At 44.7% G+C, this 24,787-nt stretch carries 21 protein-coding genes; 12 read left to right on the top strand and 9 right to left on the bottom strand.

The features are described 5' to 3' along the window. Positions 1–253: 253 nt before the first annotated feature. Positions 254–766 carry an RNA methyltransferase gene (locus AB4232_RS05325; RefSeq protein WP_009846247.1) on the top strand — a complete coding sequence of 171 codons (513 nt, stop codon included), beginning with the start codon at positions 254–256 and terminating at the stop codon, positions 764–766. Between the two features lie 111 nt (positions 767–877). Here AB4232_RS05325 and AB4232_RS05320 read toward each other — a convergent pair whose 3' ends face one another. Further along, complete coding sequence (locus AB4232_RS05320; RefSeq protein WP_372086485.1) at positions 878–2,938, bottom strand: alpha-amylase family glycosyl hydrolase; 2,061 nt, start codon at positions 2,936–2,938, stop codon at positions 878–880. A 278-nt stretch (positions 2,939–3,216) separates the two neighbouring features. Between AB4232_RS05320 and AB4232_RS05315 the strand changes: the two genes are divergently transcribed. The 4 genes from AB4232_RS05315 (at position 3,217) to dgcA (ending at position 7,206) form a co-directional block, all read left to right on the top strand. Further along, positions 3,217–4,053, top strand: a complete 837-nt coding sequence (locus AB4232_RS05315; RefSeq protein ID WP_372086483.1) for an SGNH/GDSL hydrolase family protein — start codon at positions 3,217–3,219, stop codon at positions 4,051–4,053. 119 nt (positions 4,054–4,172) lie between these two features. Continuing rightward, positions 4,173–5,063 carry a LysR family transcriptional regulator gene (locus AB4232_RS05310; protein ID WP_372086481.1) on the top strand — a complete coding sequence of 297 codons (891 nt, stop codon included), beginning with the start codon at positions 4,173–4,175 and terminating at the stop codon, positions 5,061–5,063. A gap of 91 nt (positions 5,064–5,154) precedes the next feature. After that, positions 5,155–6,162: an N-acetyltransferase DgcN gene (dgcN, locus tag AB4232_RS05305; RefSeq protein ID WP_372086479.1), complete on the top strand. Its 1,008-nt coding sequence runs from the start codon at positions 5,155–5,157 to the stop codon at positions 6,160–6,162. A 57-nt stretch (positions 6,163–6,219) separates the two neighbouring features. Beyond that, positions 6,220–7,206, top strand: a complete 987-nt coding sequence (gene dgcA, locus AB4232_RS05300; RefSeq protein ID WP_372086477.1) for an N-acetyl-D-Glu racemase DgcA — start codon at positions 6,220–6,222, stop codon at positions 7,204–7,206. Positions 7,207–7,589: 383 nt separating this feature from the next. Here dgcA and AB4232_RS05295 read toward each other — a convergent pair whose 3' ends face one another. The 4 genes from AB4232_RS05295 to AB4232_RS05280 all read right to left on the bottom strand — a co-directional run bounded on the left by AB4232_RS05295 (position 7,590) and on the right by AB4232_RS05280 (position 12,194). Next, entirely contained in the window at positions 7,590–8,474 is an 885-nt protein-coding gene (locus tag AB4232_RS05295) for a hypothetical protein (protein ID WP_082242590.1), read from the bottom strand. Between the two features lie 76 nt (positions 8,475–8,550). Continuing rightward, the gene (locus AB4232_RS05290) at positions 8,551–10,425 is read right to left on the bottom strand and encodes an alkyl sulfatase dimerization domain-containing protein (RefSeq protein ID WP_050652863.1); all 1,875 of its coding nucleotides are present in this window, start codon (positions 10,423–10,425) and stop codon (positions 8,551–8,553) included. Positions 10,426–10,544: 119 nt separating this feature from the next. Continuing rightward, on the bottom strand, positions 10,545–11,444 hold the full coding sequence (locus AB4232_RS05285; protein ID WP_372086474.1) for a LysR family transcriptional regulator: 900 nt from the start codon (positions 11,442–11,444) through the stop codon (positions 10,545–10,547). 528 nt (positions 11,445–11,972) lie between these two features. Then, positions 11,973–12,194, bottom strand: a complete 222-nt coding sequence (locus AB4232_RS05280; RefSeq protein WP_081324597.1) for a GyrI-like domain-containing protein — start codon at positions 12,192–12,194, stop codon at positions 11,973–11,975. A gap of 413 nt (positions 12,195–12,607) precedes the next feature. Between AB4232_RS05280 and AB4232_RS05275 the strand changes: the two genes are divergently transcribed. From AB4232_RS05275 to phnE (AB4232_RS05245), 7 genes are all read left to right on the top strand, one after another. Then, on the top strand, positions 12,608–14,581 hold the full coding sequence (locus tag AB4232_RS05275; protein WP_372086472.1) for a sensor histidine kinase: 1,974 nt from the start codon (positions 12,608–12,610) through the stop codon (positions 14,579–14,581). Then, positions 14,578–15,930: a sigma-54-dependent transcriptional regulator gene (locus tag AB4232_RS05270; protein ID WP_372086470.1), complete on the top strand. Its 1,353-nt coding sequence runs from the start codon at positions 14,578–14,580 to the stop codon at positions 15,928–15,930. The genes AB4232_RS05275 and AB4232_RS05270 overlap by 4 nt, the downstream gene beginning before the upstream one ends. A 275-nt stretch (positions 15,931–16,205) precedes the next feature. Further along, positions 16,206–17,426, top strand: a complete 1,221-nt coding sequence (locus tag AB4232_RS05265) for a glycerophosphodiester phosphodiesterase family protein (protein ID WP_372086468.1) — start codon at positions 16,206–16,208, stop codon at positions 17,424–17,426. 262 nt (positions 17,427–17,688) lie between these two features. Further along, positions 17,689–18,729 (top strand): phosphate/phosphite/phosphonate ABC transporter substrate-binding protein, encoded by a 1,041-nt coding sequence (gene phnD / locus AB4232_RS05260; protein ID WP_004732989.1) that lies wholly within the window; start codon positions 17,689–17,691, stop codon positions 18,727–18,729. A gap of 129 nt (positions 18,730–18,858) precedes the next feature. Next, positions 18,859–19,629, top strand: a complete 771-nt coding sequence (gene phnC / locus AB4232_RS05255; RefSeq protein WP_372086466.1) for a phosphonate ABC transporter ATP-binding protein — start codon at positions 18,859–18,861, stop codon at positions 19,627–19,629. Then, positions 19,617–20,441 carry a phosphonate ABC transporter, permease protein PhnE gene (phnE, locus tag AB4232_RS05250; RefSeq protein WP_372086464.1) on the top strand — a complete coding sequence of 275 codons (825 nt, stop codon included), beginning with the start codon at positions 19,617–19,619 and terminating at the stop codon, positions 20,439–20,441. The genes phnC and phnE (AB4232_RS05250) overlap by 13 nt, the downstream gene beginning before the upstream one ends. Beyond that, complete coding sequence (phnE, locus tag AB4232_RS05245) at positions 20,441–21,244, top strand: phosphonate ABC transporter, permease protein PhnE (RefSeq protein ID WP_372086462.1); 804 nt, start codon at positions 20,441–20,443, stop codon at positions 21,242–21,244. The genes phnE (AB4232_RS05250) and phnE (AB4232_RS05245) overlap by 1 nt, the downstream gene beginning before the upstream one ends. A gap of 175 nt (positions 21,245–21,419) precedes the next feature. On the opposite strand, the gene AB4232_RS05240 is transcribed toward phnE (AB4232_RS05245), so the two are convergent. From AB4232_RS05240 to glgC, 4 genes are all read right to left on the bottom strand, one after another. Then, on the bottom strand, positions 21,420–22,199 hold the full coding sequence (locus tag AB4232_RS05240; RefSeq protein WP_372086460.1) for an HAD-IIB family hydrolase: 780 nt from the start codon (positions 22,197–22,199) through the stop codon (positions 21,420–21,422). 96 nt (positions 22,200–22,295) lie between these two features. Then, positions 22,296–22,451 carry a DUF3012 domain-containing protein gene (locus AB4232_RS05235; RefSeq protein WP_004732998.1) on the bottom strand — a complete coding sequence of 52 codons (156 nt, stop codon included), beginning with the start codon at positions 22,449–22,451 and terminating at the stop codon, positions 22,296–22,298. Between the two features lie 286 nt (positions 22,452–22,737). Then, entirely contained in the window at positions 22,738–23,094 is a 357-nt protein-coding gene (hpf, locus tag AB4232_RS05230; RefSeq protein ID WP_009846260.1) for a ribosome hibernation-promoting factor, HPF/YfiA family, read from the bottom strand. 442 nt (positions 23,095–23,536) lie between these two features. After that, complete coding sequence (gene glgC / locus AB4232_RS05225) at positions 23,537–24,757, bottom strand: glucose-1-phosphate adenylyltransferase (protein ID WP_065678951.1); 1,221 nt, start codon at positions 24,755–24,757, stop codon at positions 23,537–23,539. Positions 24,758–24,787 lie beyond the last annotated feature (30 nt).

The raw sequence follows: 24,787 nt of genomic DNA, 5'->3' as shown, positions 1-24,787 counted from the left end.
TCTCAGGCAATTTTCAACACATTATTAATGTGGTTTCGAAATGTAAACGGACTTGTTGTTGAATTGTTATCCTAAAACCTTTTTGTTTGATAAATATGATGGCGGTTAGGTTTTGAAGTGATAGGTGGTGCAACTAAGTACTTATCTGTAAAAAGAGCCGTTCGTTTCGATGCTTTTGAATTTGGCGCTGCTTTGGTAGAATGCGACGCTTTGTAGCACCCTGCTATGTCTATTCGTTAAGTGAGAAAGATTCATGAACAAAAGCCATGTGACTATTGGTTTAACTAACCCAAAGAGCCCGACAAACGTTGGCGCGGTTATGCGTGCGGCGGGTTGCTACCAAGTCGACGAAGTTAAATACACAGGGCAACGCTACGACAAGGCTGCAAAATTTCACACCGATACCAAGAGTGCAACGCGTACTATCCCGCTTACTGGTGTCGAGTCGTTTTTAGATAACCTTAATTCAGAAACTAAGATCGTATGTGTGGAGTTGGCTGAAGGTGCAACACCACTGCCACGTTTTAAACACCCAGAGAACGCTATCTATATCTTTGGGCCTGAAGATGGTTCTATTTCTCAAGATGTCGCTGACCGAGCTGACCATGTTGTTTATGTACCAACTGTTGGTTGCATGAATCTAGCAGCAACAGTGAATGTGCTACTTTATGATCGCCTTGCTAAGTCAGATGAAATGGACGAGAGCAACGAGCTGATCAAGAAAAGCCGCGATAACCGTAATCACCTGCAAGTGAAGCAGGGGTAGATATCGTTCTAATCGTGTCTGGTCTCTTAATATCCAATGCAGATTAAAGAAAACCCCTTATTCGTAGGAATAAGGGGTTTTTACTTGGTTGATCTCGGATCTTAGGTTTGGCTATTCAGCACATTTGGAAGCCATAATTTGCAGTGGTTGCCCCGCATCATCGAATTGTAAGCTCCATACATACTGCCCAGCATTCCGAATAGTGATAGCGGTATCTTGACCGTAACCACCTTTAATTAACGAGTTAAGCTGTCCTAACTTTAGGTTAAGCCCATCCGCTGTGAACTGAGGTGACCAAGCCTTGGATGCATATTGCATGCGATAACTGCCCGGTTTTTCAGTGGTGACGACTTGGTAAGTGTTGTCACCTTTATATTCAAACTCTCGTTGACCCACGTGTTTCCAACCTGAATCAGCAAAATTGCCAACCACATAAAGCGGGCTCGAAATAGGGCCTTCAGCTTTTATTGTTGGATTGTCACATTGAGCCATGAAGCCTTGTCCAACTTCATTTCCTGTCGCTAGTATCGCCGCAATTGGCCCTTTTTCACTTGGCTGTGTTATCGACAAGAAACGAGCTTCAAATGGGCTTAGAACGATAGAGTAGTGGCCATCAATAGCTGAGATTGATTGCTTGGATTCAATATCCGTCAGATCAGCTATGGAGCCGACTTTTTCTTTGGTTAGATTTATGGTTTGTTCTTTGTTGGTAACGTTCACTGCGTAGACAACAGCATCGCCTTCATAGGCTTTGTGATCGACATAGGCGACCTCATTGGCCATCAGGTTTGTACGTTTACCTTGTGATAGAGCGGGGTGCGTTTCTCTCAGTTTCATCAAGTTTGTCACGTATTGCTTTAAGTCTTTTTCGTGCGCATTGAGTTGGGCTGTGACACCTTCTACTTTACCGCTAGTACGGGCTACGTGATCATCACACAGACCATTTATAGCACAGTCATCAGTCCATACTTTGTCTGCAAAACCTTCTAGCTGATCGCCAATCTCGTCCCCATAGTAGGTCGTAATTGGGCCGGTATAAGCTGCTTGGAATGAAAATGCCGCTTTATAGCGCTGCCAATACTCTTTGTCTTGTGGAGAAGCGATATCACCGCGCTGTAATAAGTCACCAAAGCGCACAAGGTCATGGTTACCGATCATTAAATTTGGCTTTGCGTGGTCTGGGTATAACGAATGTAAAGACATGCCTTCTGCAAGCCACTCTCCACCTTTGTTCCCCACGCCAGCTTCGTTTACAGCAAAGGTTTCCGTCAGGCGGTAGCGCATCGGGAAATCAAACGCAGAACATAAGGCCGGTGCTTCATTTGAACCGTAGCCTGTTTCAATAATGCGGTTCTCACCTGCCCAAATTTCCGCGACCATATAACCCAGAGGGTTCACGGTTTTACCTTCGCTGTTTACGTATTCGACTTGAGAAGAAGCGGTGTCTACCGTTTCTCTGATTTGACTCCAAGCTTCTTTTGGCACTTGATAAGCTTGATCTAAGCGCCAACCATCAATTTTGAGTTCTTTGATCCAATACTCGGCAACTTCTTGATAGAAGGTTAGGCTCTCAGGGTATGAGACTGGATTATCCTCTCCTAGGGGCAGCTTACCTGTTGGTGACGGCACTACGTTTTTTTTGTGGTGGCCAAATACGCCATCAAAGAAGACATAAAGCCCTCGAGCATGCGCTTCTTCAACTAAGGTTTTAGCTTCTTCCATCGTGCCGAATCTCGGATCGATATTGAAATAATCGGTGGCAAAATAACCGGTTGCATCCAGTCTATCAGCCCAATGGTCTTGGTTTTCGATAGGCTCTGAATTAAAGATTGGGGTTAGCCAAATGCCGTTCATGCCAAGAGATTCAATGTAATCAAGTGAGTCGATAATACCTTGGATATCTCCGTTATGGTGACTGGTTCCATAGCCTGTCCCATGACCAATTGAGTCATCGCCACTGACAAAGCTTTCGACCATCACTTGATAGATCCTCAAGTCATTCACGTCGGCATTCGTATTCGTTTGGCATTGGTATGCTGTTGGTTCTTGAACTGATTCAGGTGCAGATTGGCAACCTGCAAGTAGGATGGCGGTAACGGCCAACGCGGTATTGGATAGAGAAAGTTTCACGTTAAGGTCCTTATTATTATGATTTAACTTATTATTCACCATCCTGATATTCTATAAATCCTCCGTTAAATAGTGGCAATAGGAGTAGACGGTAGGCTGAGAGACTGAGGTCACAATATGTGGCTAATTTCTTATACATATTATGATGAAGTGCTGATTTTTGAGTCGGAACGAGATTTGTACCGGAAGATATTTTTATGCGGTATGTAACCAGCCTTGTAGAGATTAAGTCATTCTTTGTTTCTAATGTTATCTATCCCGTAAGCAATCGGATATTATCTTGGGTTCATCATTAGATAATTGAAGGGTTAGATAACACCATGGAAGACAAGCAATTACTTGCCGCGCTGCAGCAACACCCTGTCCTCGATCTCTATCAGTTATTCCAAGAAGTTGGTCAAAACCGCTCTCTGTATGCATTACTAGAGAGGTTATCTTCCCTTAAAGAACACCACCAACTGAGCACTCGTCTTAGCCCTTTTAAGCCTCACATCGAAGGGTTGCTGGCTCAATTTGATAGCACTACACCGGACAGTGATATTCTCAAAGCGGTTGCTCTTCAGTCTGAGATTCAGCAACGAGGCCACAGTATGAGTCGTTACATCATGACATCGGACAATCACCGCCATTTTTCCCCAAATGCAGACTTAGTGATGTTTGGTGATTCGATCACCGAATGGGCACCTTGGGCGGATATTTTTCGGGATGTTTCGATGGTCAATCGCGGTCTCGCGGGTGATACCACAACAGGCATGTTGCGCCGCATTGATACCACGTTGAATGTGAATCCAAAGCTAGTGTGTTTTATGGCAGGGATAAACGATTTAGCGCAAGGTTATGATGTTGACCATATCTACCAGAACTACATTGATATACTTAAGGTGTGGCAAGAAAATGATATTCAGATTTTGGTGCAATCTACTCTTTATGTGGGCTCCAAACTGCAAGGTTTGAATCCGTCGGTTGAACTGCTCAATAGCAAAATAAGCGAGCACTGCACTCAGCAAGGCATTATGTTTTTAGATGTGAATTCAGCATTGTCACCTAATAAGCTTTTGTCGAATGAGTACTCGTGTGATGATCTGCATTTGAATGCTAAAGCTTACCAAACTTGGGCTCAGGTGCTTAAACCTGCGATAGCTGATCTACTAAAGTAGAGTCACGCAAACAAATAGATAAATAAGCAGCGAGTTAAACAGCTAGACCGATAAACAGCTTAGCTAATACAAGAAAAGCCAACCCCTAGATTTGTTTCGCGAACCATAAGGACATCAATGTGAACCTAAGACAGTTGGAAGTCTTTTACGCCATAATGCAAACCGGAACCGTATCTGGGGCAGCGCGCAGCTTGCATGTGTCGCAACCTAATGTGACTCGTATTCTGGCGCATACCGAGCAACAACTCGGGTTTGGATTGTTCGAGCGTGTCAAAGGTCGGTTGGTACCAACGGTTGAGGCGAAAACCTTGTTGCCAGAAGCGGAGAAGGTCTATCAACAACTGGGGCAGTTTCGCTCTCTGACCAACAAAGTGAAGCAAGGACATCAGCATTTACGTATTGGTGCACCACCGATACTGGCGACCAAATTGCTGACTCCGGTAATAGCCCAAATGTCTCGTGAACAAGAGCTCTCTTTTGAGTTGCTGACTGCAAACCGTGATGAACTGTGTGCTGGGCTGTTAAAGCATGAGCTTGATATTGCTATCGCGTTTGGGGACGAAACACCGCCTGCCATATTAAGTGAAACACTCTTAACTGAATCACTCAAGGTTCTGGTTCCTTCCCACACTGTTGAACAGTTACCGACGGAATTAACCCTTGATGATCTGATCAATTATCCCTTGCCAATCATCGGGCTTGATAGCCGCGATCCATTAGGCCTACTGTTACATCAAAGCCTTATTGCGCGAGATGAGCATTATCACCATCCGATATCTGTGCGTGGATATAGCGCGGCGGCGGAATTGGTGAAGCACCAAGCAGGCTTTGCGATTGTCGATCCGTGGACGGCAGAGCAGTATCAAAATGACGACTCGGTTTGTGTGCTTTCACTGCAGCCGGATATCCAATTTTCGGTCTCGATGCTTTGCGCAGAGCACACCCCTCAGTCGATTTCCGTTAAGCAATTTATCGTTTCATTGAAGAGCCACACTCACCCTATAACTTAAGGTTATAGGCTCGCCATAAATTGGTATTCGGCAGTTTCTAAGTTCTTAATTAAAGTAAACCCATACAAGGATTTATTAATTAGGAATACTCATGTCTATCGCTCAACCTTACCTTCTTTTTCTTGGGGATGTTACCGACCCACTTGCCGCAAAAACAGCTCGTGGTATTCACCAATGGCGACCAGAAATTTGCCTAGGTCAACTTCGTTTAACAGACGATACCGTTTCACTTGGCTTAACGGACATGACCTTGCAAGAGGCGCAAGCACAGGGCGCGAAAACGCTAGTGATTGGCACAGCAAACCCAGGTGGTGTTATTCCTGATTCTTGGCAGTCAACCATAATGGAAGCTGCAGAAATGGGATTTGAGATTGCATCTGGCATGCACCAGCGCTTGAGTGAATTTTCACCGCTTGCTGACATGCAACAGCGAGGATTGACTAAGCTTCATGATGTACGCCATTTTGATGGTGATCTAAAGGTTGGTAACGGCAAACCTCGTCAGGGTAAGCGCCTTCTTACGGTTGGAACAGATTGCTCAGTCGGCAAAATGTTCTCGGCGTTGGCGATTGAAAAATCGCTTAAACAAGCGGGAACGTCAGCTCAGTTTAAAGCGACAGGGCAGACGGGTATCTTGATTGAAGGTAGCGGGGTTTCGATTGATGCTGTGGTCGCGGATTTCATTTCTGGCGCGGTTGAAGCGATTAGCCCGGATTTTACTGACCACTATTGGGACATCATTGAAGGCCAAGGTTCGTTGTTCAATCCGTCTTTTGCAGGCGTGAGTTTAGGGTTATTGCATGGCGCACAAGCTGATGCTTTGGTGCTATGTCACGAAGTAGGGCGACCACATATTCGCAACCTTCCTCATGCGCAATTGCCAACGATTGAACAGACGATCGAAGCTAACTTGCAAGCCGCGCGATTGACGAATCCAGACGTGAAACTGGTTGGCATTTGTTTGAACACGTCGGCGATTAGCACTGAAGACGCTGAGACATTATGCCAAGAATGGACCACACTCTATCAAGTACCCGTGACGGACCCAGTACGTTTTGGTGTACAAAATATTACTGATCATTTGCGACATTCACTTTAACGATTTCATCATTTCTACGTTTCCATTTGTTAAAGCGAACATCAATCGAGTGAAATTATGAAGATTACAGCAGAACCCATTACTATCGCGATGCAAACGCCTTTTCGCATCTCTCGAGGCAGCCGAACTGAGTGTCACGTTGTTCGTGTCTACATTGAGCATGATGGCAAACAAGCTCAAGGCGAATGTACACCTTACCCACGATACGGCGAGTCATCGGAGTCTGTGTTAGCGCAAATTCAACAAGCGTCTAACGCCCTTGAAGCTATGTTTGCACGAGGCGTTACCGATCCCGCAGAGCTAAGAGATCATCTTCAGTCTTTATTGACCGGAGGGGCAGCGCGAAATGCGGTCGATTGTGCGCTTTGGGATTTTGAAGCGCAGCAAAACGAACAGACGTTTCCAAATAGCTTGTTTGAGTTACCTGCTCAAATCGTTACTGCAATGACAGTCTCCATTGGCACACCGGAAGCGATGGCGACACAAGCTCGAGATTATGTGGCGAATGGGGCGAAACTTCTAAAAGTGAAGCTTGATGGCGAGCAGGTAGTAGAGCGTGTTCGTGCAGTGCGAGAAGCGGCGCAGGATGTTCAGATTGTGCTGGATGCTAATGAAGCCTGGACAGGGTTGAATCTCGAAGAGTTGTTCAATCAACTTACTGAGTTTGATATCGCGATGATCGAGCAACCTTTGCCGCAACAACATGATGCGTCACTGGCACATATCAATCACCCGATCCCACTGTGTGCTGATGAAAGCTGTCATACCACTTCGCAACTTTCATCTTTGTTAGGCAAGTATGAAATGGTTAACATCAAGCTCGATAAAACGGGCGGTTTGACCGAAGCCTTGGTACTTGCTGAAGAAGCTCAAAGGCTCGGCTTTACTCTGATGTCGGGTTGTATGCTAGGCACCTCATTGGCGATGCGGGCAGCGCTGCCTATTGCGGTTCAATCTAAAATAGTCGACCTTGATGGCCCTGTGTTACTCGGGCAAGATGTTTCGCCAGCACTGACTTATCGAGATGGAATGATCATTCTTTAAGGTGAGTTAGCGTTCAGTATTGATGATGCAGGTTATAGGTAGGCACGCGAACTTCTGGACAGGAATGAGTTACAATCTTTACTAAATTCGCATGTAACGGATTATGTAGGGTATTAAAAGAATTGCCATGATGTAAAAATGCCAACTCAATAAGCAAGCTAGGTACGCAAACATCGAAGTCTAGGTAGTTGCTTCTTTAACAATAATCCTAATATACAAGCAAAGGCCAATTTCGCTATTCAAAGCTGCATCTTGAAGTTAAACGTGTATGTCACCAATTTAACCACTCTCTTAGAGAGTGGTTTTCTATTTGGCTAGTTACAACAATAAAATTACTTAGCTCCGAGTCATTCGTATGAAAGAGCTACCAACGACTTCGTGAATTAAAATTGATAGTTCATTTCTACGCGCTGATCACCGTCAAAGTAGTCTTGGTCTTGTGTCCAGTTCGCATAATAACGAAGATTCAATCTAGGTGTGAATTGGTAAGAAACGGTAAATTCATTGGTAAATATATGATTATCACCGCCAAAACCTTGCTCAACAAACGCATCAGAACCTGCAATTGAAGTCAGCCACATTGGATTGTAGTTAATCCAAATATTGTCTGTGACTGTGATTCGGCTGTACATTCCAACCACACCATATACGCCAGGAATCGTGTAGCCAATTGAACGGTCAATTTCATAGGTGCCTGATTCTGTATTAATGGCTTCGTCAAATTTACCATTCATGACGCGAGCTCCTAAACCTGCTAGAGGGTAGAGCTGAATAGGTCCCCACTTTGGCAGTGCTTGCATAAGGCTGTATGACGCATCAAGCTGTTCATGTTCAACGTTATAATTTAAATCGATTTGTTGACCACGGCCATTAGTCGTATCAACCGTGAAATTGCGAAAGCGTACGCTATCGATCGAATCGTCGCGCTGACTTGAACCAGCCCAACCTAATTGTTCACCGGCAATGCCTTTCAATTCAATTACATTCATGCCCATGGATGTATCACTGCCAGTGTCGTAAGCCTGACCAATTTTTACATTCAATCCTTTGTCTGTTACCCCAAAACCCGCCTGAGTATATACCGCTAATGGGTCAGACATGTCTTGCACTTGGTCGTCAGAATCAACGGGCGCTTTTGAATCAGAAAGCACGTTGGAATCAGATCGCTGAGCAGTTGCTAAGGTTGATACTTCAGTTTGTTGAGCAAACGCGCTTGATGCAAAGCACAGTAATGCGATTGTTGTCATCGTCGTTATTTTGGTATCCATGTTACTTCTCTCTAAAATCTAGCCGCTCAAAAAAAGCGACTCCTTGCGGAGTCGCTGGGCTCATCAAAAACATTCATTAGTTTGGTAGTACAAGGTTGATATCATTCGCTTTGTTATGGTCAAACAAGCTAAAGAATGTCTCAACAGAATGGCTATCACCGTCAATATTGGCGTGGCTCACATCTCCTGAATGGAAGTAACCCAATATCTCTAGTTTGTTGCCGTTCAGCGTAGCGTCTGCATCAGGATCTTGCTGTAGAGAGAAGACAGCAATTTCATTTCGCACGGTATAGTTCGCTAGCTCTCCTGTATCCGATACAGTAATGTTGATTGATAACTCTTTTCCTTGAGCACGTTCAGCATTTAAGTTGACGCGTTCTGTCTCTAAAATCTTTGTTGTTGGTAAGACTTTAACGATAGCTGGGTTGGCAAAATCCCATGCTACTGAGCGATCTAATGAACCATCTAGCTCTCCCGCATTAGAGATGGCAAAACCTCTCCAGTAGATATTGGTTTGCTCGTAACCCCATTCACGTAATGCTTCTGCTTTTAACGTACGTGCTTCCATATTTTCTGGATCGGCATTATTGACATGCGTAAGAACCTCAGCGGCCCAACCGTAGTTTTCATCTTCGAACGCTTTCTCAGCGATATCGATTACATTGTCTTCGCCACCCATCGCATCGACGTAATCTTGTGCCATATTTTTCACACTTGGGCGCGCCAATTTGGTTGCATCGCCATCCCACCAACCAAGGTAACCGTTATAAATATTACGAACAGAGTGCGCAACAGTGCCGTAGTATTCACCAAGCCATGGGTCATTCGCTAAGTTAGCTGGAAGCGTCACTTTTTCAGCCAGCTCATCACGCTTGATTCCACGGTTAATGTGATAAATAGACTGGTCGTGCACGTATTGAATTGCATCACGATAGTTGGTAATGCGTTCATTAATGAAATCGTGACCCACCCAAGCTCGCATGTGTGAACCACTGTACGTATTCGATTTTTCAGCGTACTCCGACAAGGTATCGATACCTTGATACCACTTTTGAACGTCGCGGTATTTTGTGCCACGCAATGTATATAGGTTAGGGAACGTTTCGCCCTGAATGGTTTCGCTACCATGAACGTGTTTGAACTTCGGGAAATAGATATCTATTTCGTCGTCACCCGCATCACCGTAGGCACCAAACACTTCCATTTCTATGCCTGACACATTAATTTTTAACGGTTCGTCGTTGCTCACCAACACATTTGGCATGAAAAAAGAAACCGGGCCTGCGGTGAAGGTAGGGCCTAAGCCAAAGTGAGCAGGACGCCCTTTTTCACCTTGAGGCAGATACACACTCGCATAGGCAGTGCGTTGCGTTAGGATTTTTCCGGTCACGCCCACATCGTTCACAAGGTTGGGAATAAAGTTATCAGAAGCAATGATTTTAACCTCGCCAGATGCCACTTGCTCTTCTGTTACCCCCCATCCCGCGGAACCAAACGCGTGATCAGGGTGACGGTGAGTATAGATAACAGCTTTAACTGGAAGCTTAGAAAACTGGCTAAATGCCTCCATGGATTCTTTCGCGGCCGTATCATTTTCACCAGGGTCGACGATGATTAAACCATCGTCACCGACAGCAACAAGTGTTGATGCAAGTTGAAAGCCCGAGATTGAATACAGTTTTCCTGGGGCAATCTCTTGGATTTTTGGCGCCATTTGTTTGGCAAACTCAGTCATTGCAACAGGCATGTAGTCTGAGCTTTCTGTGAATGCTTTATTGTGCTCAGCATCTTCCCATACCACTTTTGCTAAATGACTTTGCACCGCTTCATTGGTGAAAAAAGAAGGATCAGAACTGCGAACTAAGTTTTGATCCATCGCGAGTGCTGAACTTGCAGTAGTCGTTAGAAGTGCGAAGCAAATTGATTGTGTTAAAAATTTAGAAGGTTTCATGGAGCATATCTCTCTTAAGCTTGGCGGGTGCGACCATTCGGCCCGTCGATGAGAGAGATATTAAATGTGGACTGTTAATTCATCGATAGCTTGAAACTTAAACAATAATTAAGCAAAGCTTAATTCATCAGTTCGGTATTTTTAACCAAAGCCTCTCGCAGCCATTGGTGCCCCGTATCATTACGCTGAGAATGATGCCAGGTCATATAGACAGGTACAGGCTCTGCTTTAAATGGTAATTCCAAAATCTGATATTTACCCGTTGATAAAACGTTGGTCGCTAACCTTCGTGAATTAACACATAACCAGTCTGTGCAGCCTGCTAATGCCAGCCCAGTTAAACCCGAACCCGTTTTGTAAGCGACTTTACGTTCTGCCAATGGTAGATGAGTGACGGAGTTGAGCGTGTAATTGTCCATTCGTTGAGTTTGCCACAGAACATGATACTCGTTGAAAAACTGCTCGACACTGATGCTGCCTTGAATCCTGGGGTGATCAAGACTCAATACCACAACAAGTTCTTCTTCAAACAGTTTTAAGTTGTGGTAACCGTGCTCATCCAATGGGACGGTCGACAAAATAAGATCCACTTTACGTTGTCGAAGATCATCTTGCCGAGCTTGTTCACTGATGTGTTCAATATCAGCTTCTATCTTGGTGTTTGGTGCAAACTCTGCTCGATACTTGGTTAAGCTGGGAACCACGAGAAGGTCGATATCTTTATGGCTCGAAATTCGAAAGGTCCGACGGCTCGTTAAAGCGTCGAAGTGCTTGCGCGATTTCGCCCCATTGAGCAATAAACTGAGCGGTTCTTGAACCTCGGCGTGCAGCTCAACGGCAAAGTTAGTGGGCGTAATGCCTCGACCTTTGCGAATGAAAAGCGGGTCATTGTATTGTTCTCTTAGGCGATTTAATGATTGGCTCACCGCAGGTGCAGAGATATCGAGTATTTCTGCCGCAAGATTCACACTGCGCGCTTTCATGACCACATCAAAGGTTTTCAGCAAATTAAGGTCCATCACTACGGCTCTAATAACGAGAATGATTAAGTAAAAATTAGCATTCAATGCCATTTATCGAAAGTATTCGTTACTTATTTATGTGTAAAATGCCTTCGAGTGATGGGAGTACCTATGGCATAGGCCGCGAGTGTTTATCATTTTGTCATTGTACGATAAGGCATTTTGGTATGGGGAAACTAGCTTTGTCAGAGGTTACAGTTGCAATATAGAGTGGCGAACAGTTGAAATGCATCACCTCACTTTGTATGGCTGACTATATATAAGTCTTCAGTCCCGCCAACTGGGTTGCTCTGATATAACGTTATTTCAAAAAGTATTCAGGGATCGACATATATTTATATAAAAGCTTCAATACAACTCCCATATTGAATAGGGTTTGATAAGACCGTTGTCCACAACCACTACACGGATTAGAAAAAGTAGTTCAAATACCTCCCCCTAAAGTGTGACGGATAAGTAAGCTAGCTTGGAATGGGGCAAAAATGAGCCAGCCGTGATTGACTGACTCAAGGGAAGCTCTCTCAGTTACTTGATCGGAATATAGATTTCGGTTTTCAAATTCTCAGGTTTAGTTCGTCTTGGGTCTCGATTCAGGTACACCTCAAAGCATGGTTGGTCTCGCAGTTCAAACCCACTGTCTGGTAGCCATTTCAAGAGTAAATAACGGTATGCTTCAGAGAGTTTCTCGTAAGTACCTTTGTGCAAGGCCTTGGCATATTTGCCACCCAAAATTGTCTTGCGATCGATACATCCATCCTATTTCGACATAGGTAGTGTCCTACACTGCGAGACTCCATGATTTTCCATTATTGCTAATTTGTCTGAAAGTTTAGATTCAAGACCGTTTTGCGAATGATAAGCCCAATACGATCAATCTCTATGATAAATGATCAGACTTTATTGGAAGTGCTCGAACTAAAATGCCCTCCGACAGGGATTGATAAAGTAATCACGTTTCTGTCGGTGAGGTCACTTTCTATTATCGCAAAACAGACAGCTCAAGCTTTATATAATAATTGTTATGATATCTTATGTGAAATGTTAATGATTACTCTTCGTTTAATAGTTTCACTAAAGCTATTAGAGGTGAGATTAAATAGGTAAACCACCTAACTGATTGAATCATTGACGGATCCTGTTGATTTTATGATGAGAAGAAGGTGGGGCGAGTGAGTAGTCATGTCTCCGAGGTGATAGAAAACAAAGACAGTTTTGAACGTCCGTTTACGATCAAAATCCCGCGTCGCAAGTGGTTTGGTTGGAAAGGTATTGAGCTGCGTTTGGTGTTGGCATTGGCTATGTTATCGATGACCACCATCTTCCTCTCAGTTGTCTCTAGCTTCACCTTTGACGATTTAAACCAACGCCTTGTTGAATTAAAAGAGAGTGAAATCCCCGCCTTAGATAACGCTGCACGCCTCAATGACATGGTGCGTGTGATTATCACGACCTCATCTCAGCTCAGTGACGCTGAATCTAATTTAGAGCGTAAGCAGGCGATGCTCAAAATTGAAGAGGCCATTTCAGTGATGAATAGCGTTATGGTTCAATTCCCTGATTATCACGCCTATTTTAAAGATCTTATCGCCCAGGTTAATAATAGTCTGAGCCTGTTGTATCAAAGTGAGATTGAGTCCGAACAACTCAATCAAGAACTTCGTAATTTGCTTGAAGGCTTTTATCCTCTATTGCAACAAGCCAGTGACTCACTCGATAGTTTGCCTGACCCAGCCAAAGATCAAATCCAATATACTCAGTTGAAATCTCTGCTTTATTATCAATTAGGCTTAGTAGAGAAGCTGTATAACGACTCAAGCTTTAATGAGCTCGATTACACCAGTTACCGTCTAGAACAAGTCGGGGAAGAGTGGTGGAAGCTCTGGGTCAGTGGTGATTTAAGAAGTGATTTTCCTGAGTTAGATCATCAACTCACAGTGATCTATAACCTTGCCTCAAGTGATAGCAGCTTGTATGGGATGAAAAACAAAGCGCTCGATCATCTCTATCAAGAGCAATACTTCCTGCAAAACAGCCGCGAGCATTTGAACCAATTAACCGTGCAGATCGAAAGCAACACTAGCAAGGTGAATAGCAATATTGACCAATCGATTCAGCTGGCGCAGCTGTCTTTACAATCGAACCAACAACTCTCTCTTTTTCTTTCTCTGTTTAGCGTGTTGGCTGCCGCTGCCATTTCATGGTTCTACGTGCGTAAGAGTATTTTAGAAAGGCTTTTACAGCTCAAAGACAACATGTTCGCGATTTCTACCGGCCATTTAGATACCGAGGTTTCCATTCGTGGCAAAGACGAAGTAACACAAATGGCTAAGTACCTAAAGGTATTCCAGACCACGGCTAAAGTTGTTAAGCAAACCAATCGTAAATTAGAGGCGGAGGTAGAAGAACGTACCTTAGCCGAAGCTAAACTACGAGTGACTCAAGATGAGTTGATCCAAGCAGGAAAACTGGCTGCATTGGGACAATTAAGTGTCGGGATCACGCACGAGATCAATCAACCTCTGACCGCAGTAAACAGTCACGTTCGAAGCGCGCAGCTTTGGTTAGGCAAGCAAAGGCCAGACAGGGCAGAAGAGAACCTAAAAAAGATCGAGATTTTGTTAGACAAAGTGGCTGCGATTACTCGTCACCTAAAGGCCTTCTCACGTAAGAGTGATGGCAAGATTGATAACGTTGAATTGAATAAGGTGATTGGTGATGCGATTGACCTGTTTGCAACTAGGCAAAGTAGAGTCTCGATTCAGTATTCGCCCCAAAGTAGCCAGACGGTTCGAGCTAACAGCATTCGCTTAGAACAGGTACTGGTGAATTTGATCAGCAATGCTCTGGATGCCATAGAACACAGAGAGCAACCAGAGCTCAGCATCTCTACTCAAGAGCATTCGAATACCATCCAGATTTTGGTGATGGACAACGGATTAGGCATACCTGAAGAGGACATTCCGCATCTGTTTGACCCATTTTATACCCGCAAGACAACAGGTAAGGGGCTTGGGCTCGGTTTGTCTATCGCATACAACATCATAAAAGACTTTGGCGGCTCGATTCACGTGGAATCAGTTGAACACCAAGGCACCACTTTTATCGTCACTCTACCGAAAGGTGTAGCCTCATGACTGCAGAAAAACACATAGTTCTTATCGATGATGAAATCGATGTCGTTGAAGCCGTGAGCGAAATGTTGGAGCTAGAAGGGTTTAGCGTCACTGCCTTTACCGACCCTAACCTTGGCCTTAAATCGCTCAAAGCAAACAGCCAGTCGGTTGTATTGTGTGATGTACGAATGCCACAGGTGGATGGGCTTACGTTACTGAGTTCAATTCAACATAGAGCCGCTAACGTCCCCGTATTGTTGATGAGTGGCCATGGCGATATTCCCATGGCGATAGAGGCAATGAAGCTAGGGGCGTTCGACTTTTTAGAAAAGCCACTGAATGCGAGTGAGTTGGTAGAGAAGCTCGATTTAGCGTTGGCACAGTCTCAGCACAATTGCCCAGCAGCTACAGACGGTGATGAGGAAGCTGAGTTACCGATTGAAACGGTGGTTATTGGCCAATCAAAAGCGATGGATACGATACGCAAGCAAGTGCTCGCACTGTCTCATACCGGTGTTGACACCATCATCAACGGCGAAACAGGAACGGGCAAAGAGGTGATTGCTCGCGCGTTGCATCAATTTAGCCGTCGTAAGGCGAAGCCCTTTGTCGCGATCAACTGTGGCGGCATGACAGAGAGCATTATCGAAAGTGAGTTGTTTGGTCATGAAGCGGGTTCGTTTACCAGTGCCAACAAGAAACGCATTGGCAAAATAGAACAAGCCAATGGCGGAACTCTGTTTCTTGATGAAATAGAAAGTATGCCAATTGCGGTGCAAATTAAACTGCTGCGCGTCATTCAAGAACGAATGATTGAGCGCGTTGGTGGTAACGAGTTAATCCCGGTCGATATTGTGGTGGTAGCCGCCAGCAAAGCCGATCTTGCGAGCTTGAGTGAAACGGGGGAGTTCAGAGCCGATCTCTTCTATCGTCTTAATATTGCTAGCTTAAACCTTCCCGCATTGCGTCAACGCAAAGAAGACATTCAGGTGTTGTTCCGCCATTTTGTGATTCAAGCGAGTCATAAATACAAGACGCGTCCGTCAACGATCTATCCCGAACAAATACAGCAGCTATGTCGACACGAATGGCCGGGTAACGTGCGTGAGCTGCGTAATGTCGCTGATCGTTTTGTGTTGGGTATCGTTGGTGATGGTTTCGATCTTCAATCACCAATTTGTGAAACGTCCGGAGAAGATTTCGCCTTTGAAAAACAGATGGAACAGTACGAAAGGAATGTATTGACGGAAGCGCTAATAGAAAGCGCAGGCAACATCAATGAGGTCTCAAGCAAGCTGAACCTGCCACGCAAAACGCTTTATCGAAAAATGAAGAAACACCAATTGGATAAAGAGAGCTTCAAGGCCTAACTGGTTCATTCATTCGCTTAATAAAAGCATAAGACAACAATGACCCATTTAACTTTTAGTCGAATGGTTAATCGTTTCAAGTGATTGTAATAAAAGGGCTTTAACATTTGGCATAAAGCGTGCAATCACTACGTTGTGGCATACGTTCACATGAGGTTATTCGGTGTTGAGTCAAAATATATATGACAGCTATCTATATATGACAGCTATCCAACACCGAATGATCGAATAAAGGAAGTTAGAAAAATAATTGCTTGTTGCAAGGAGATACAAACATGAAGCAAATACTGAAAGGTTCGATTGCTCTGATACTAGGCGTGAGCTCGATGACGGCATGGGCCGCAGCAGAATCAGCCGACTTAGGTCCTCGTCCCCTCTTTTTAGTGAACAATATGGATGAGAGCCCTTTGAAAACCAAGCTGTTGAGTTGCAGTGAAGGACCTTTTCATCGTAGTGATTTTTCTATTGGACATCGCGGAGCTGCGATGCAGTTTCCTGAGCACACCAAAGAATCCTACTTAGCGGCCATTCAAATGGGCGCAGGCGTCGTGGAGTGTGATGTGACTTTCACCAAAGACAAGGCGTTGGTATGTCGTCACTCGCAAAGTGATCTGCACACCACAACCGATGTTTTGGCGCATCCAGATCTCGCTAAGAAGTGTTCAACACCGTTCACGCCAGCCAACCCGGCGACAGGCGAAGATGCGCAGGTTGAGTGTCGTACCTCTGATTTCACGCTGGCTGAGTTTAAGACGCTCAAAGGTAAAATGGATGGTGCGAACCCAAAAGCAACCACGGTTGAAGAGTACATGAATGGCACACCTGGTTGGAGAACCGATCTTTACAGCCAAAGTGGCACACTGATGACGCACGCAGAAAGTGCAGCACTGTTTAAAGAGCACGGCGTGAAAGTGACTCCTGAATTGAAATCAGCCGCGGTAGATATGCCTTTCAATGGATTTAGCCAAGAGATGTATGCGCAGAAGTTGGTGGATGAACTGAAAGAAGCGGGTTTCAAGCCTTCTGAGACTTACCTCCAGTCATTCAACTTGGATGATGTGAAGTATTGGATCAATGAAACGCCGAAGTTCGGCAAACAAGCGGTTTATCTTGATGACCGTGTTTATGAGCAAGCGGACTTTGTCGCGTCTGTTGAAAACATGAAAGAGCTACACGATGCGGGCGTGAATATCATCGCACCACCTCTGTTTGCTTTGGTTGAACTTGATAAGAACAACGAATTAGTGGCGTCTAACTACGCGAAACTGGCTAAGGATGCAGACCTCGACATTATCGCATGGACACTGGAACGTTCTGGCCCGCTAGCGCAAGGCGGTGGTTGGTATTACAAGAGCGTGAAAGATGGCATCAACAATGATGGCGATATGATGAAAATGCTTGATGTGTTGGCACAAGATGTTGGTGTGATGGGCGTATTCAGCGATTGGCCTGCAACGGTAACTTATTACGCTAACTGCATGGACAGCGACGCATAGGCGATTCTGAGAGCGCTTAGCCAAAGAATAATAAGAGAAAAAGCAGTGAACCAAAGGGCCTTCGGGCTCTTTTTTTACCACCGAAATTGACGGGACATAAATGACCCAAATAGACACTTCTTGGTTGGACAGTAATGACACAAAAGTAATTTTCCAATTTAGGGTTGGTTTTAAGTTATTGAAATTAAAGAAGTTGAAAGGTGGCACAAAGGCTGCAATAGCGAAGGTGACTTTCAACAATAAGTAAAAGTAAGGTTTGAATATGAAAATCAGTGTTAAAGGACTGTTAATCGCTAGCTCATTACTACTTCCTTCAATGGCTATGGCAAGCGACTGCTCTAGCCGTGGTGTGTTAGACGATCGATACTGTGATGAAAACCAAGATTTGGTGGCCGATTCACCAAAGAACCCAGATGAGTGGAACGACCCAAGTACGCTTGTGTTTACTTATACGCCAGTAGAAGACCCTGCGTTGTACAAAGATGCGTTTGCGGATTTCCAAGCTCACCTAAGTAAAATTACGGGTAAGCGAGTGATTTACTACACAGTTCACTCGAACTCTGCACAAGTAGAAGCGATGCGTTCTGGTCGACTGCATGTTGCTGGTTTTTCTACGGGCCCAACAGGCTACGCAGTTAACCTCGCGGGTTACGTTCCAATCGCTGTGAAGGGCGATGAGTCTGGCTTCCAAGGCTACAACTTAATCACGATTGTGCGTAAAGACAGCGGCATTAACAAAATGTCTGATTTGAAAGGTAAAAAGGTTGCACACACTTCTGCATCTTCCAACTCTGGCAACCTAGCTCCACGTGCGTTATTCCCAGCGAAAGGCCTAGTGCCAGATGAAGATTACAAAGTGCTTTACTCAGGTAAGCATGACCAATCGATTCTAGGTGTCTTCAACGGAGACTATGATGCGGCACCTGTGGCATCTGACGTTTATGACCGCATGGTCGCAGCAGGTCGTGTCGACGATTCTGAACTGAAGATCATCTACCGTAGCCCACGCTTCCCAACGTCTGCGTTTGGCTATGCTTACAACCTAAAACCAGAGCTAGTTGAGAAGATCAACGAGGCTTTCTTTAGCTACCGCTTTACACCAGAAATGAGCGCATCGTTTAAAGGTGCCGACCGTTTCTCTCCAATCAGCTACAAAGAAGAGTGGGATGTAATTCGTGATATCGCTCATGCGACAGGTACGGCTTACACCAAAACTGGCTTGAAGAAATTGGCTGAAAAAGATGCGGCTAAACGCGCAAAGAAAAAAGCCGCTGAGCTAGCAAAACAAGCAAACAACGGCTAGTTCTTAGCTCTGTTGGAAGGATAAGTTTTAGAAAGACTTAGCCCTTTAAAAACACCTACTTCAACTAAATATCTATGCCCTCGCGGGTAGGGCATAGATCATTCGAAAATTCGCACAAGGAAATGCAGTATGGCCGTAGCAAGCTATGAAGGAATAAAGATAAACAACCTTTTCCACGAATACGTGGCAGGCAAGCCAATCCTTAAAGGCATTAATATTGATATCGATGAGCCAGGTATCATCGCGATCATTGGTCCATCTGGTACCGGTAAAAGTACGCTTCTGCGCTGTATCAACCGACTCAACGATCCAAGCCAAGGTGAGATCATATTTGATGGCGCAGACCTGACTCAACTAAAAGGCCAAGCGCTACGTAAACAGCGTCGACATATCGGTATGGTGTTTCAAGAATATAACCTCGTGGAACGTTTAACGGTTATCGAGAACGTGTTGAGTGGCCGTTTGGGTTACATGACTGCTTGGAATGCATGGCGTCGTAACTACTCTGCGCAAGACCTCGCCAAAGCGTTCGAGTTACTTGAATTTGTTGGCCTACAAGACTTTGCTAACCAACGTGCCGACAGTTTATCGGGCGGCCAAAGACAGCGTGTCGGTATCGCTCGCGCAGTCATGCAAGACCCATATATCTTATTGGCGGATGAACCGACGTCATCACTCGACCCAAAAACCGCGGTAGAGATCATGGAGTTGATGGAGACATTCGCAGAACAGAAAACCATCCCAGTGTTGGTGAATATCCACGATGTGAACTTAGCCAAGCGTTATGCCAAGCGCATCATCGGCATGTGTAACGGTAAAGTGCATTATGACGGTAGCCCTGAAGGGATCTCAGAAGAAGACCTAAAAATCATTTATGGGGGTGAGTCATGGCTGGATTAAACCCAAGCTCGTCGCCAAGCATACCGTCAAACCAGTCGCCAGCGAAGCATGAAAACCCGTTCAAAACCTCATGGACTAACCGTGCAATTATCGCTGCAATCATTGGCTACCTGTTTTACAGCTTTTCGACGTTAGGGCTGACCTTTGAGCGTTTGGTCATCGGTTTTGGTGAAAGTGAGCGGTTACTATCAAGAATGTTCCCGCCAGATTTCTCGCGTACTAATCTACTGCTAAGTGGCTTAGCCGAGAGCTTACAGATAGCGATCATTTCGAGTTTCTTCGGCATCATCATCTCATTGTTTCTTGGCTTACTTGCCGCAAGAAACATGATGCCTTCGATTGTATCGACACCTATTCGTGGCTTCATCGCACTGTGTCGCTCTTTCCACCCAGTGATCATTGCCATTCTATTTGTGAAAGCGGTGGGTTTCGGTGCCCTTGCTGGGATCCTGACTTTGGTATTCGCATCGATTGGTTTTATTGCCAAGCTTTTCGCTGAAGCCATTGAAGAGATCTCTTTTAAACCGGTTGAAGCGATTAAAGCAACGGGGGCGAGCTTTGTCAGCGTCATTCTGTACGCGGTTATGCCACAGGTATTTACTCGTTTCATTGGCTTTGCTAGCTACCAATTGGACTCAAACTTACGTAACTCAACCATGGTTGGCATCGTGGGTGCGGGTGGTCTTGGCGGTACGCTTTTCTCAGCATTCCAACGTTTTGATTACGACTTCGTTGCCGCTATTTTGATCACCATTATCGCATTGATTCTTGTGGGTGAATTTCTTTCCAACATTGTTAGGAGAATCTTCTAATGACAACTGCATCTATCGATAAAGAGTGGCAGCGCTTTACACCAAACGAACGCGTGGCTCGATTTGCCGTTTACCTTAGCTTAGTGTGTGCGATTGTTTGGTCTTGGCAAACCGTTGAAGTGATTCCTGAGTTCCTATACGACGCGCCAGCCCAGTTTGCCGACATGTTCGAGCGTATGGTACCAATGGACTACGCGTTCTATCCTGAGTCGATTCACGCAGCGATGATTGAGACACTGCACATCGCGACGTTAGGTACCTTGTTTACCTTGGTATTTGCTATCCCTTTGGCGCTGATGAACGCGCCAAATATCACTCCGAATAAAGCTTTGAATTGGATTGCTCAATTCTTTCTCGTGTCTTCACGCTCTGTGAACTCATTGGTTTGGGCATTGCTGTTCATCGCACTTTTTGGCCCCGGTGTTCTCGCAGGCATTATGGCAATTGCTATTCGTAGTATCGGCTTTGTAGGGAAGCTGTTCGCGGAAGCAATCGCTGAAGTGAACATGGGGCCTATTGAAGCTTTACGCGCGACAGGCGCTTCTTGGATGAGCGTTTTACTTAAAGGTTATTGGCCACAAGTAATGCCAGCGTTCTATTCCATCGTGCTGTTCCGTTGGGACATCAATGTACGTGAATCTGCGGTATTGGGGTTAGTGGGCGCTGGTGGTATTGGCGTGGTGCTAAACGATGCGCAAAACCTTTTTGAGTGGCAGAAAGTATCAATGGTGTTGGTGAGTATCTTCGCAGTGGTTATCGTTGCAGAAGCAGTGGTGATCCACATCCGTAACAAACTCATATAAACATATGGTGCAATGCAGCGTGTTTTGTGTGATGTGTCAAAGTTAAGAGCTTATCTAGCATTTTGAAGCTCAAACGACCCTAGGTACTTCGGTCTACCTAGCGGTCGTTTTTTTATGTCTATTGAGTGACCTAAGACCTTGTTAGAAGTAGAAGGGCGTGACTCGTTTTAAGTGTCTAGCTTTTAACTGCCAGCAGCGCATCCACAAATTCTGCAAACCCATAGCCACCCGGCTGCGACATCACCTTACTTGGATGATGATCTAACTTATCCCAATAATGCTTGATGTTTGCCACGCCAACGGTGAGTGGCAGTGATTCGAACATCTGTTGATCGTTCATTGAATCGCCGACATAGCAGGCCTGATTTTGGATTTTCTCAAGCGATAAGCCTTTATCAGCCAGGAAACGGTGCACGGCGTTTTTCTTTGAGTGTTCGCCATACCAAGCATTGATATGAATCGAACTTGCCGTCGCGTGTGCGCCTAAAGCGTGTATTCTTTCGAGTACCGCTTGAACAGTTTCAGGATCAACAGGCTTACGGTTTTGGCCGATATCAATCGCGACCTCACACAAGCGGTAAGATTGATCCAAAGTTAGCGAGAGGTCGGGGTAACTCAACAAGATCGCTTCAACTTCTTGTTTTAGCTTTGCTTGGTTCTGACGCACTTGTTCTAGCGGTGTTTCAGATGAGAGTTGTAATGCACCATCTTGCTTCTCTAGTAAGAAGGCGCCGTTCTCTCCTAGCACTGCATCGACAGGCCAAAGCTGCGCAATATGGTCACACCAACCAGCACAGGCTCCCGTTACAGCGACCACTTTGATTCCATTGTCTCTTAGCTTTTGTAACGCAATCAAGGTTTCAGGAGGGAGTGAGCCTTGCCAAGTGAGCGTGTCATCGACGTCGGTTAATACCCAGTTGATGTGTTGCCAGTCATTACCTAGTTGGTGTTCCATCTAAAAACTCACTATTCCATTGATTGTGTTGCTTAGAGTGAGCAGTTCGTCGTTAAACGTCTACACTCAGTGTTGCTAATTAATGCTGAGCTGTGTTTAGAAAACACAATGCTTAGCAAAGTCACCGGCTTCATTGGCAGTCCAGTCGCCTTTCGGTTTCTCTTTCATATCAGTACACCAAGCTTCACTGCCCACTTCTGTACAGGCCATAAGTTGAGTCGCGAGAAATAGAATTAATGCAATTTTTTTCATAATAAACATTCCTTTCTTGTTTAAATTCTTGCTTATAACTGTATCAAATACTACTAGGGATTGTTATAGCAGTCAGTGACATAAGTTGGTCAAAAAGATCTAGGATTGGGCTGTGTTTTAAGGTTGGAAGCGAACGCGTGTTAGACAGTCGCGATACAAAATTAAAGTGATTAATAGGTTGATTGATAAATGGATTGAGGTGTAGATCGAAAAAGCCAGCAACGCATGCTGGCTTTGGAATTCTTGTGCGCTTCTATTCGTCAGTGCGCTTTAACTATTAGTCGAGTTATACCAGTTTCATCTCTTGGATGATGTCTGAAGCAATTTCTGGCTTCGTGCTCGTTGGTTTCTCGTGTAAGTCTGATTTCAATTGTCCCTTACGGTTACTTAGGCCTGCTTCAAGTTTCTTGAGTGCTGAAGCGATAGCTGGATACATAACGTCATCTGTAGCTTTTGCGTTTACACGTACACCTTCGTAGTTGGTGAACACTTCAACCTGGTGTTGACCATGTTCTTTTGTGATGATGATGTCGCAGCTGATCAGTGATGGGAAATGGTTAGATATCTTCTCGAATTTACCTTCGATGTCTTTGCGTGACTCGTCGTTAATTGATACATGATGTGTTTGAACATTTATTTTCATAAATCATACCTTTCCAATGACTGTGTCATTTAAACGTAGCAAACATCGGTTAGTTTAACCAACTGCGATATAGCACATGTGTGATTCACTTCAGTGTTATCAAATAATCTCCCTTTACTCCCTTGAAAGTCCGAAGAACTGATCGCATATTATGTTTCGTGTTTTCAATACATGTTCAAAAATACCTCACTCGCGAAGCATTCCTCTAATCTACCTTGCCAGCCTAGGTTTTATCGCCTTAACCAAACGTCAGCTCAAATACTTATTCTAGTTTAAGTTTTATAAATCATTGCTAGTTTGATGCCGATATTGCTTTCTTATTAAATCACTGCAGTTGATATAAAAAGTATGGTTTATATAAAAAAGCAAAGCTCCGTGAATGCGACTATTGAATAAGGCAACTCTTGGTTGCCTTTATAGCGCCATCTGGTTTTAGCAATAGCTATTCTTCAAATTGGTAAGAAGAGGGCACCACAATGACGCCTTGTTTCGATATGTGAAAGCGTTTAGCGTCGGCAAGGTTATCAATACCGATTTGGGTGCCATCTGGCACTTTGACGTTCTTATCTATGATGCAGTTTTGTATGTGGCAATTTTTCCCAATCTCAACATCTTCAAACAGAATACTATCAATCACAATCGCGGCATTACTGACTTTCACTTTAGGAAAGAAGATAGAGTTTTGCGCAGAGCCGCCTTCGATCACTACGCCATTCGCTATCATCGAGTTGATGAATATTCCTTGGTTTCCTTCTACAGAAGCAATGGTGCGTGCAGGTGGCAGTTGTGGCTCGTAGGTGCGAATTGCCCAATCTGGTTGGTATAAATCTATAGGTGAGGCTGGCTTTAACAGATCCATATTAGACTGGTAGTAAGAGTCGATGGTACCCACATCTCTCCAGTACGCATCTTGGGTCACTCGGCCTTCTTCGTCGCCAAACTTATACGCGTAAACACTGTTGTTGCCGACCAATTTAGGAATAATGTCTTTACCGAAATCATGGCTTGAATTCGGATCTTCGGCATCCGCCAGTAGTGCTTGAGTCAGAACTTCCTTATCAAAGATGTAAATCCCCATTGAAGCCATGCTTCGGGTCGGTCTACCGGGCACGCTGGCGGGGTAGCGTGGCTTTTCGGTAAAGTTATTGATCTCTAGAGATTCATCTATCTCCATCACACCAAATTCTTTGGCTTCATCAATTGAAACCTCCATGCACGCTACGGTTAGATCGGCCTCGTTCTTTTTATGTTGCTTGAGCATTGGCGCGTAATCCATGCGATAGATATGGTCGCCTGATAACACCACTACATGCTTAGCTTCGCTACGAGAAAGCAGATACAAGTTTTGATAAATTGCATCGGCAGTACCGCTATACCAACTATCACCTGTACGCATTTGTGGGGGGACATTGGTGATGTATTCGCCGAGCTCGGGGTTAAGCACCGACCAACCATCTCTTAAATGTTTTTGTAAAGAGTGAGACTTGTACTGAGTCAGCACCAAAATTTGGCGCAGCCCAGAGTGTAAGCAGTTCGCGAGCGTGAAATCGATGATTCGATATTTACCGCCAAAAGGTACCGCAGGTTTTGCACGGTTATCGGTAAGGGGAGAAAGCCGAGAGCCAACACCGCCGGCCAGAACGATTGTAAGAGTGTCTTGCATGGTCAGAACCTCAATGTATTTATGATTATG

It is taken from the genome of Vibrio sp. 10N.286.46.A8, from assembly GCF_041470165.1.
Classification (GTDB): domain Bacteria; phylum Pseudomonadota; class Gammaproteobacteria; order Enterobacterales; family Vibrionaceae; genus Vibrio; species Vibrio tasmaniensis_A.
Note: the sequence above shows the minus strand (reverse complement) of the source record. Positions and strands in the feature narration are given on the sequence as shown.

Excerpts from the sequence above, each read along its gene's own strand:
- AB4232_RS05325 (WP_009846247.1), top strand. The coding sequence starts at position 254 with ATGAACAAAAGCCATGTGACTATTGGTTTAACTAACCCAAAGAGCCCG.
- AB4232_RS05320 (WP_372086485.1), bottom strand. The coding sequence starts at position 2,938 with ATGGTGAATAATAAGTTAAATCATAATAATAAGGACCTTAACGTGAAA.
- AB4232_RS05315 (WP_372086483.1), top strand. The coding sequence starts at position 3,217 with ATGGAAGACAAGCAATTACTTGCCGCGCTGCAGCAACACCCTGTCCTC.
- dgcN (WP_372086479.1), top strand. The coding sequence starts at position 5,155 with ATGTCTATCGCTCAACCTTACCTTCTTTTTCTTGGGGATGTTACCGAC.
- dgcA (WP_372086477.1), top strand. The coding sequence starts at position 6,220 with ATGAAGATTACAGCAGAACCCATTACTATCGCGATGCAAACGCCTTTT.
- AB4232_RS05295 (WP_082242590.1), bottom strand. The coding sequence starts at position 8,474 with ATGGATACCAAAATAACGACGATGACAACAATCGCATTACTGTGCTTT.
- AB4232_RS05290 (WP_050652863.1), bottom strand. The coding sequence starts at position 10,425 with ATGAAACCTTCTAAATTTTTAACACAATCAATTTGCTTCGCACTTCTA.
- AB4232_RS05285 (WP_372086474.1), bottom strand. The coding sequence starts at position 11,444 with ATGGACCTTAATTTGCTGAAAACCTTTGATGTGGTCATGAAAGCGCGC.
- AB4232_RS05270 (WP_372086470.1), top strand. The coding sequence starts at position 14,578 with ATGACTGCAGAAAAACACATAGTTCTTATCGATGATGAAATCGATGTC.
- AB4232_RS05265 (WP_372086468.1), top strand. The coding sequence starts at position 16,206 with ATGAAGCAAATACTGAAAGGTTCGATTGCTCTGATACTAGGCGTGAGC.
- phnD (WP_004732989.1), top strand. The coding sequence starts at position 17,689 with ATGAAAATCAGTGTTAAAGGACTGTTAATCGCTAGCTCATTACTACTT.
- phnC (WP_372086466.1), top strand. The coding sequence starts at position 18,859 with ATGGCCGTAGCAAGCTATGAAGGAATAAAGATAAACAACCTTTTCCAC.
- phnE (WP_372086464.1), top strand. The coding sequence starts at position 19,617 with ATGGCTGGATTAAACCCAAGCTCGTCGCCAAGCATACCGTCAAACCAG.
- phnE (WP_372086462.1), top strand. The coding sequence starts at position 20,441 with ATGACAACTGCATCTATCGATAAAGAGTGGCAGCGCTTTACACCAAAC.
- AB4232_RS05240 (WP_372086460.1), bottom strand. The coding sequence starts at position 22,199 with ATGGAACACCAACTAGGTAATGACTGGCAACACATCAACTGGGTATTA.
- AB4232_RS05235 (WP_004732998.1), bottom strand. The coding sequence starts at position 22,451 with ATGAAAAAAATTGCATTAATTCTATTTCTCGCGACTCAACTTATGGCC.
- hpf (WP_009846260.1), bottom strand. The coding sequence starts at position 23,094 with ATGAAAATAAATGTTCAAACACATCATGTATCAATTAACGACGAGTCA.
- glgC (WP_065678951.1), bottom strand. The coding sequence starts at position 24,757 with ATGCAAGACACTCTTACAATCGTTCTGGCCGGCGGTGTTGGCTCTCGG.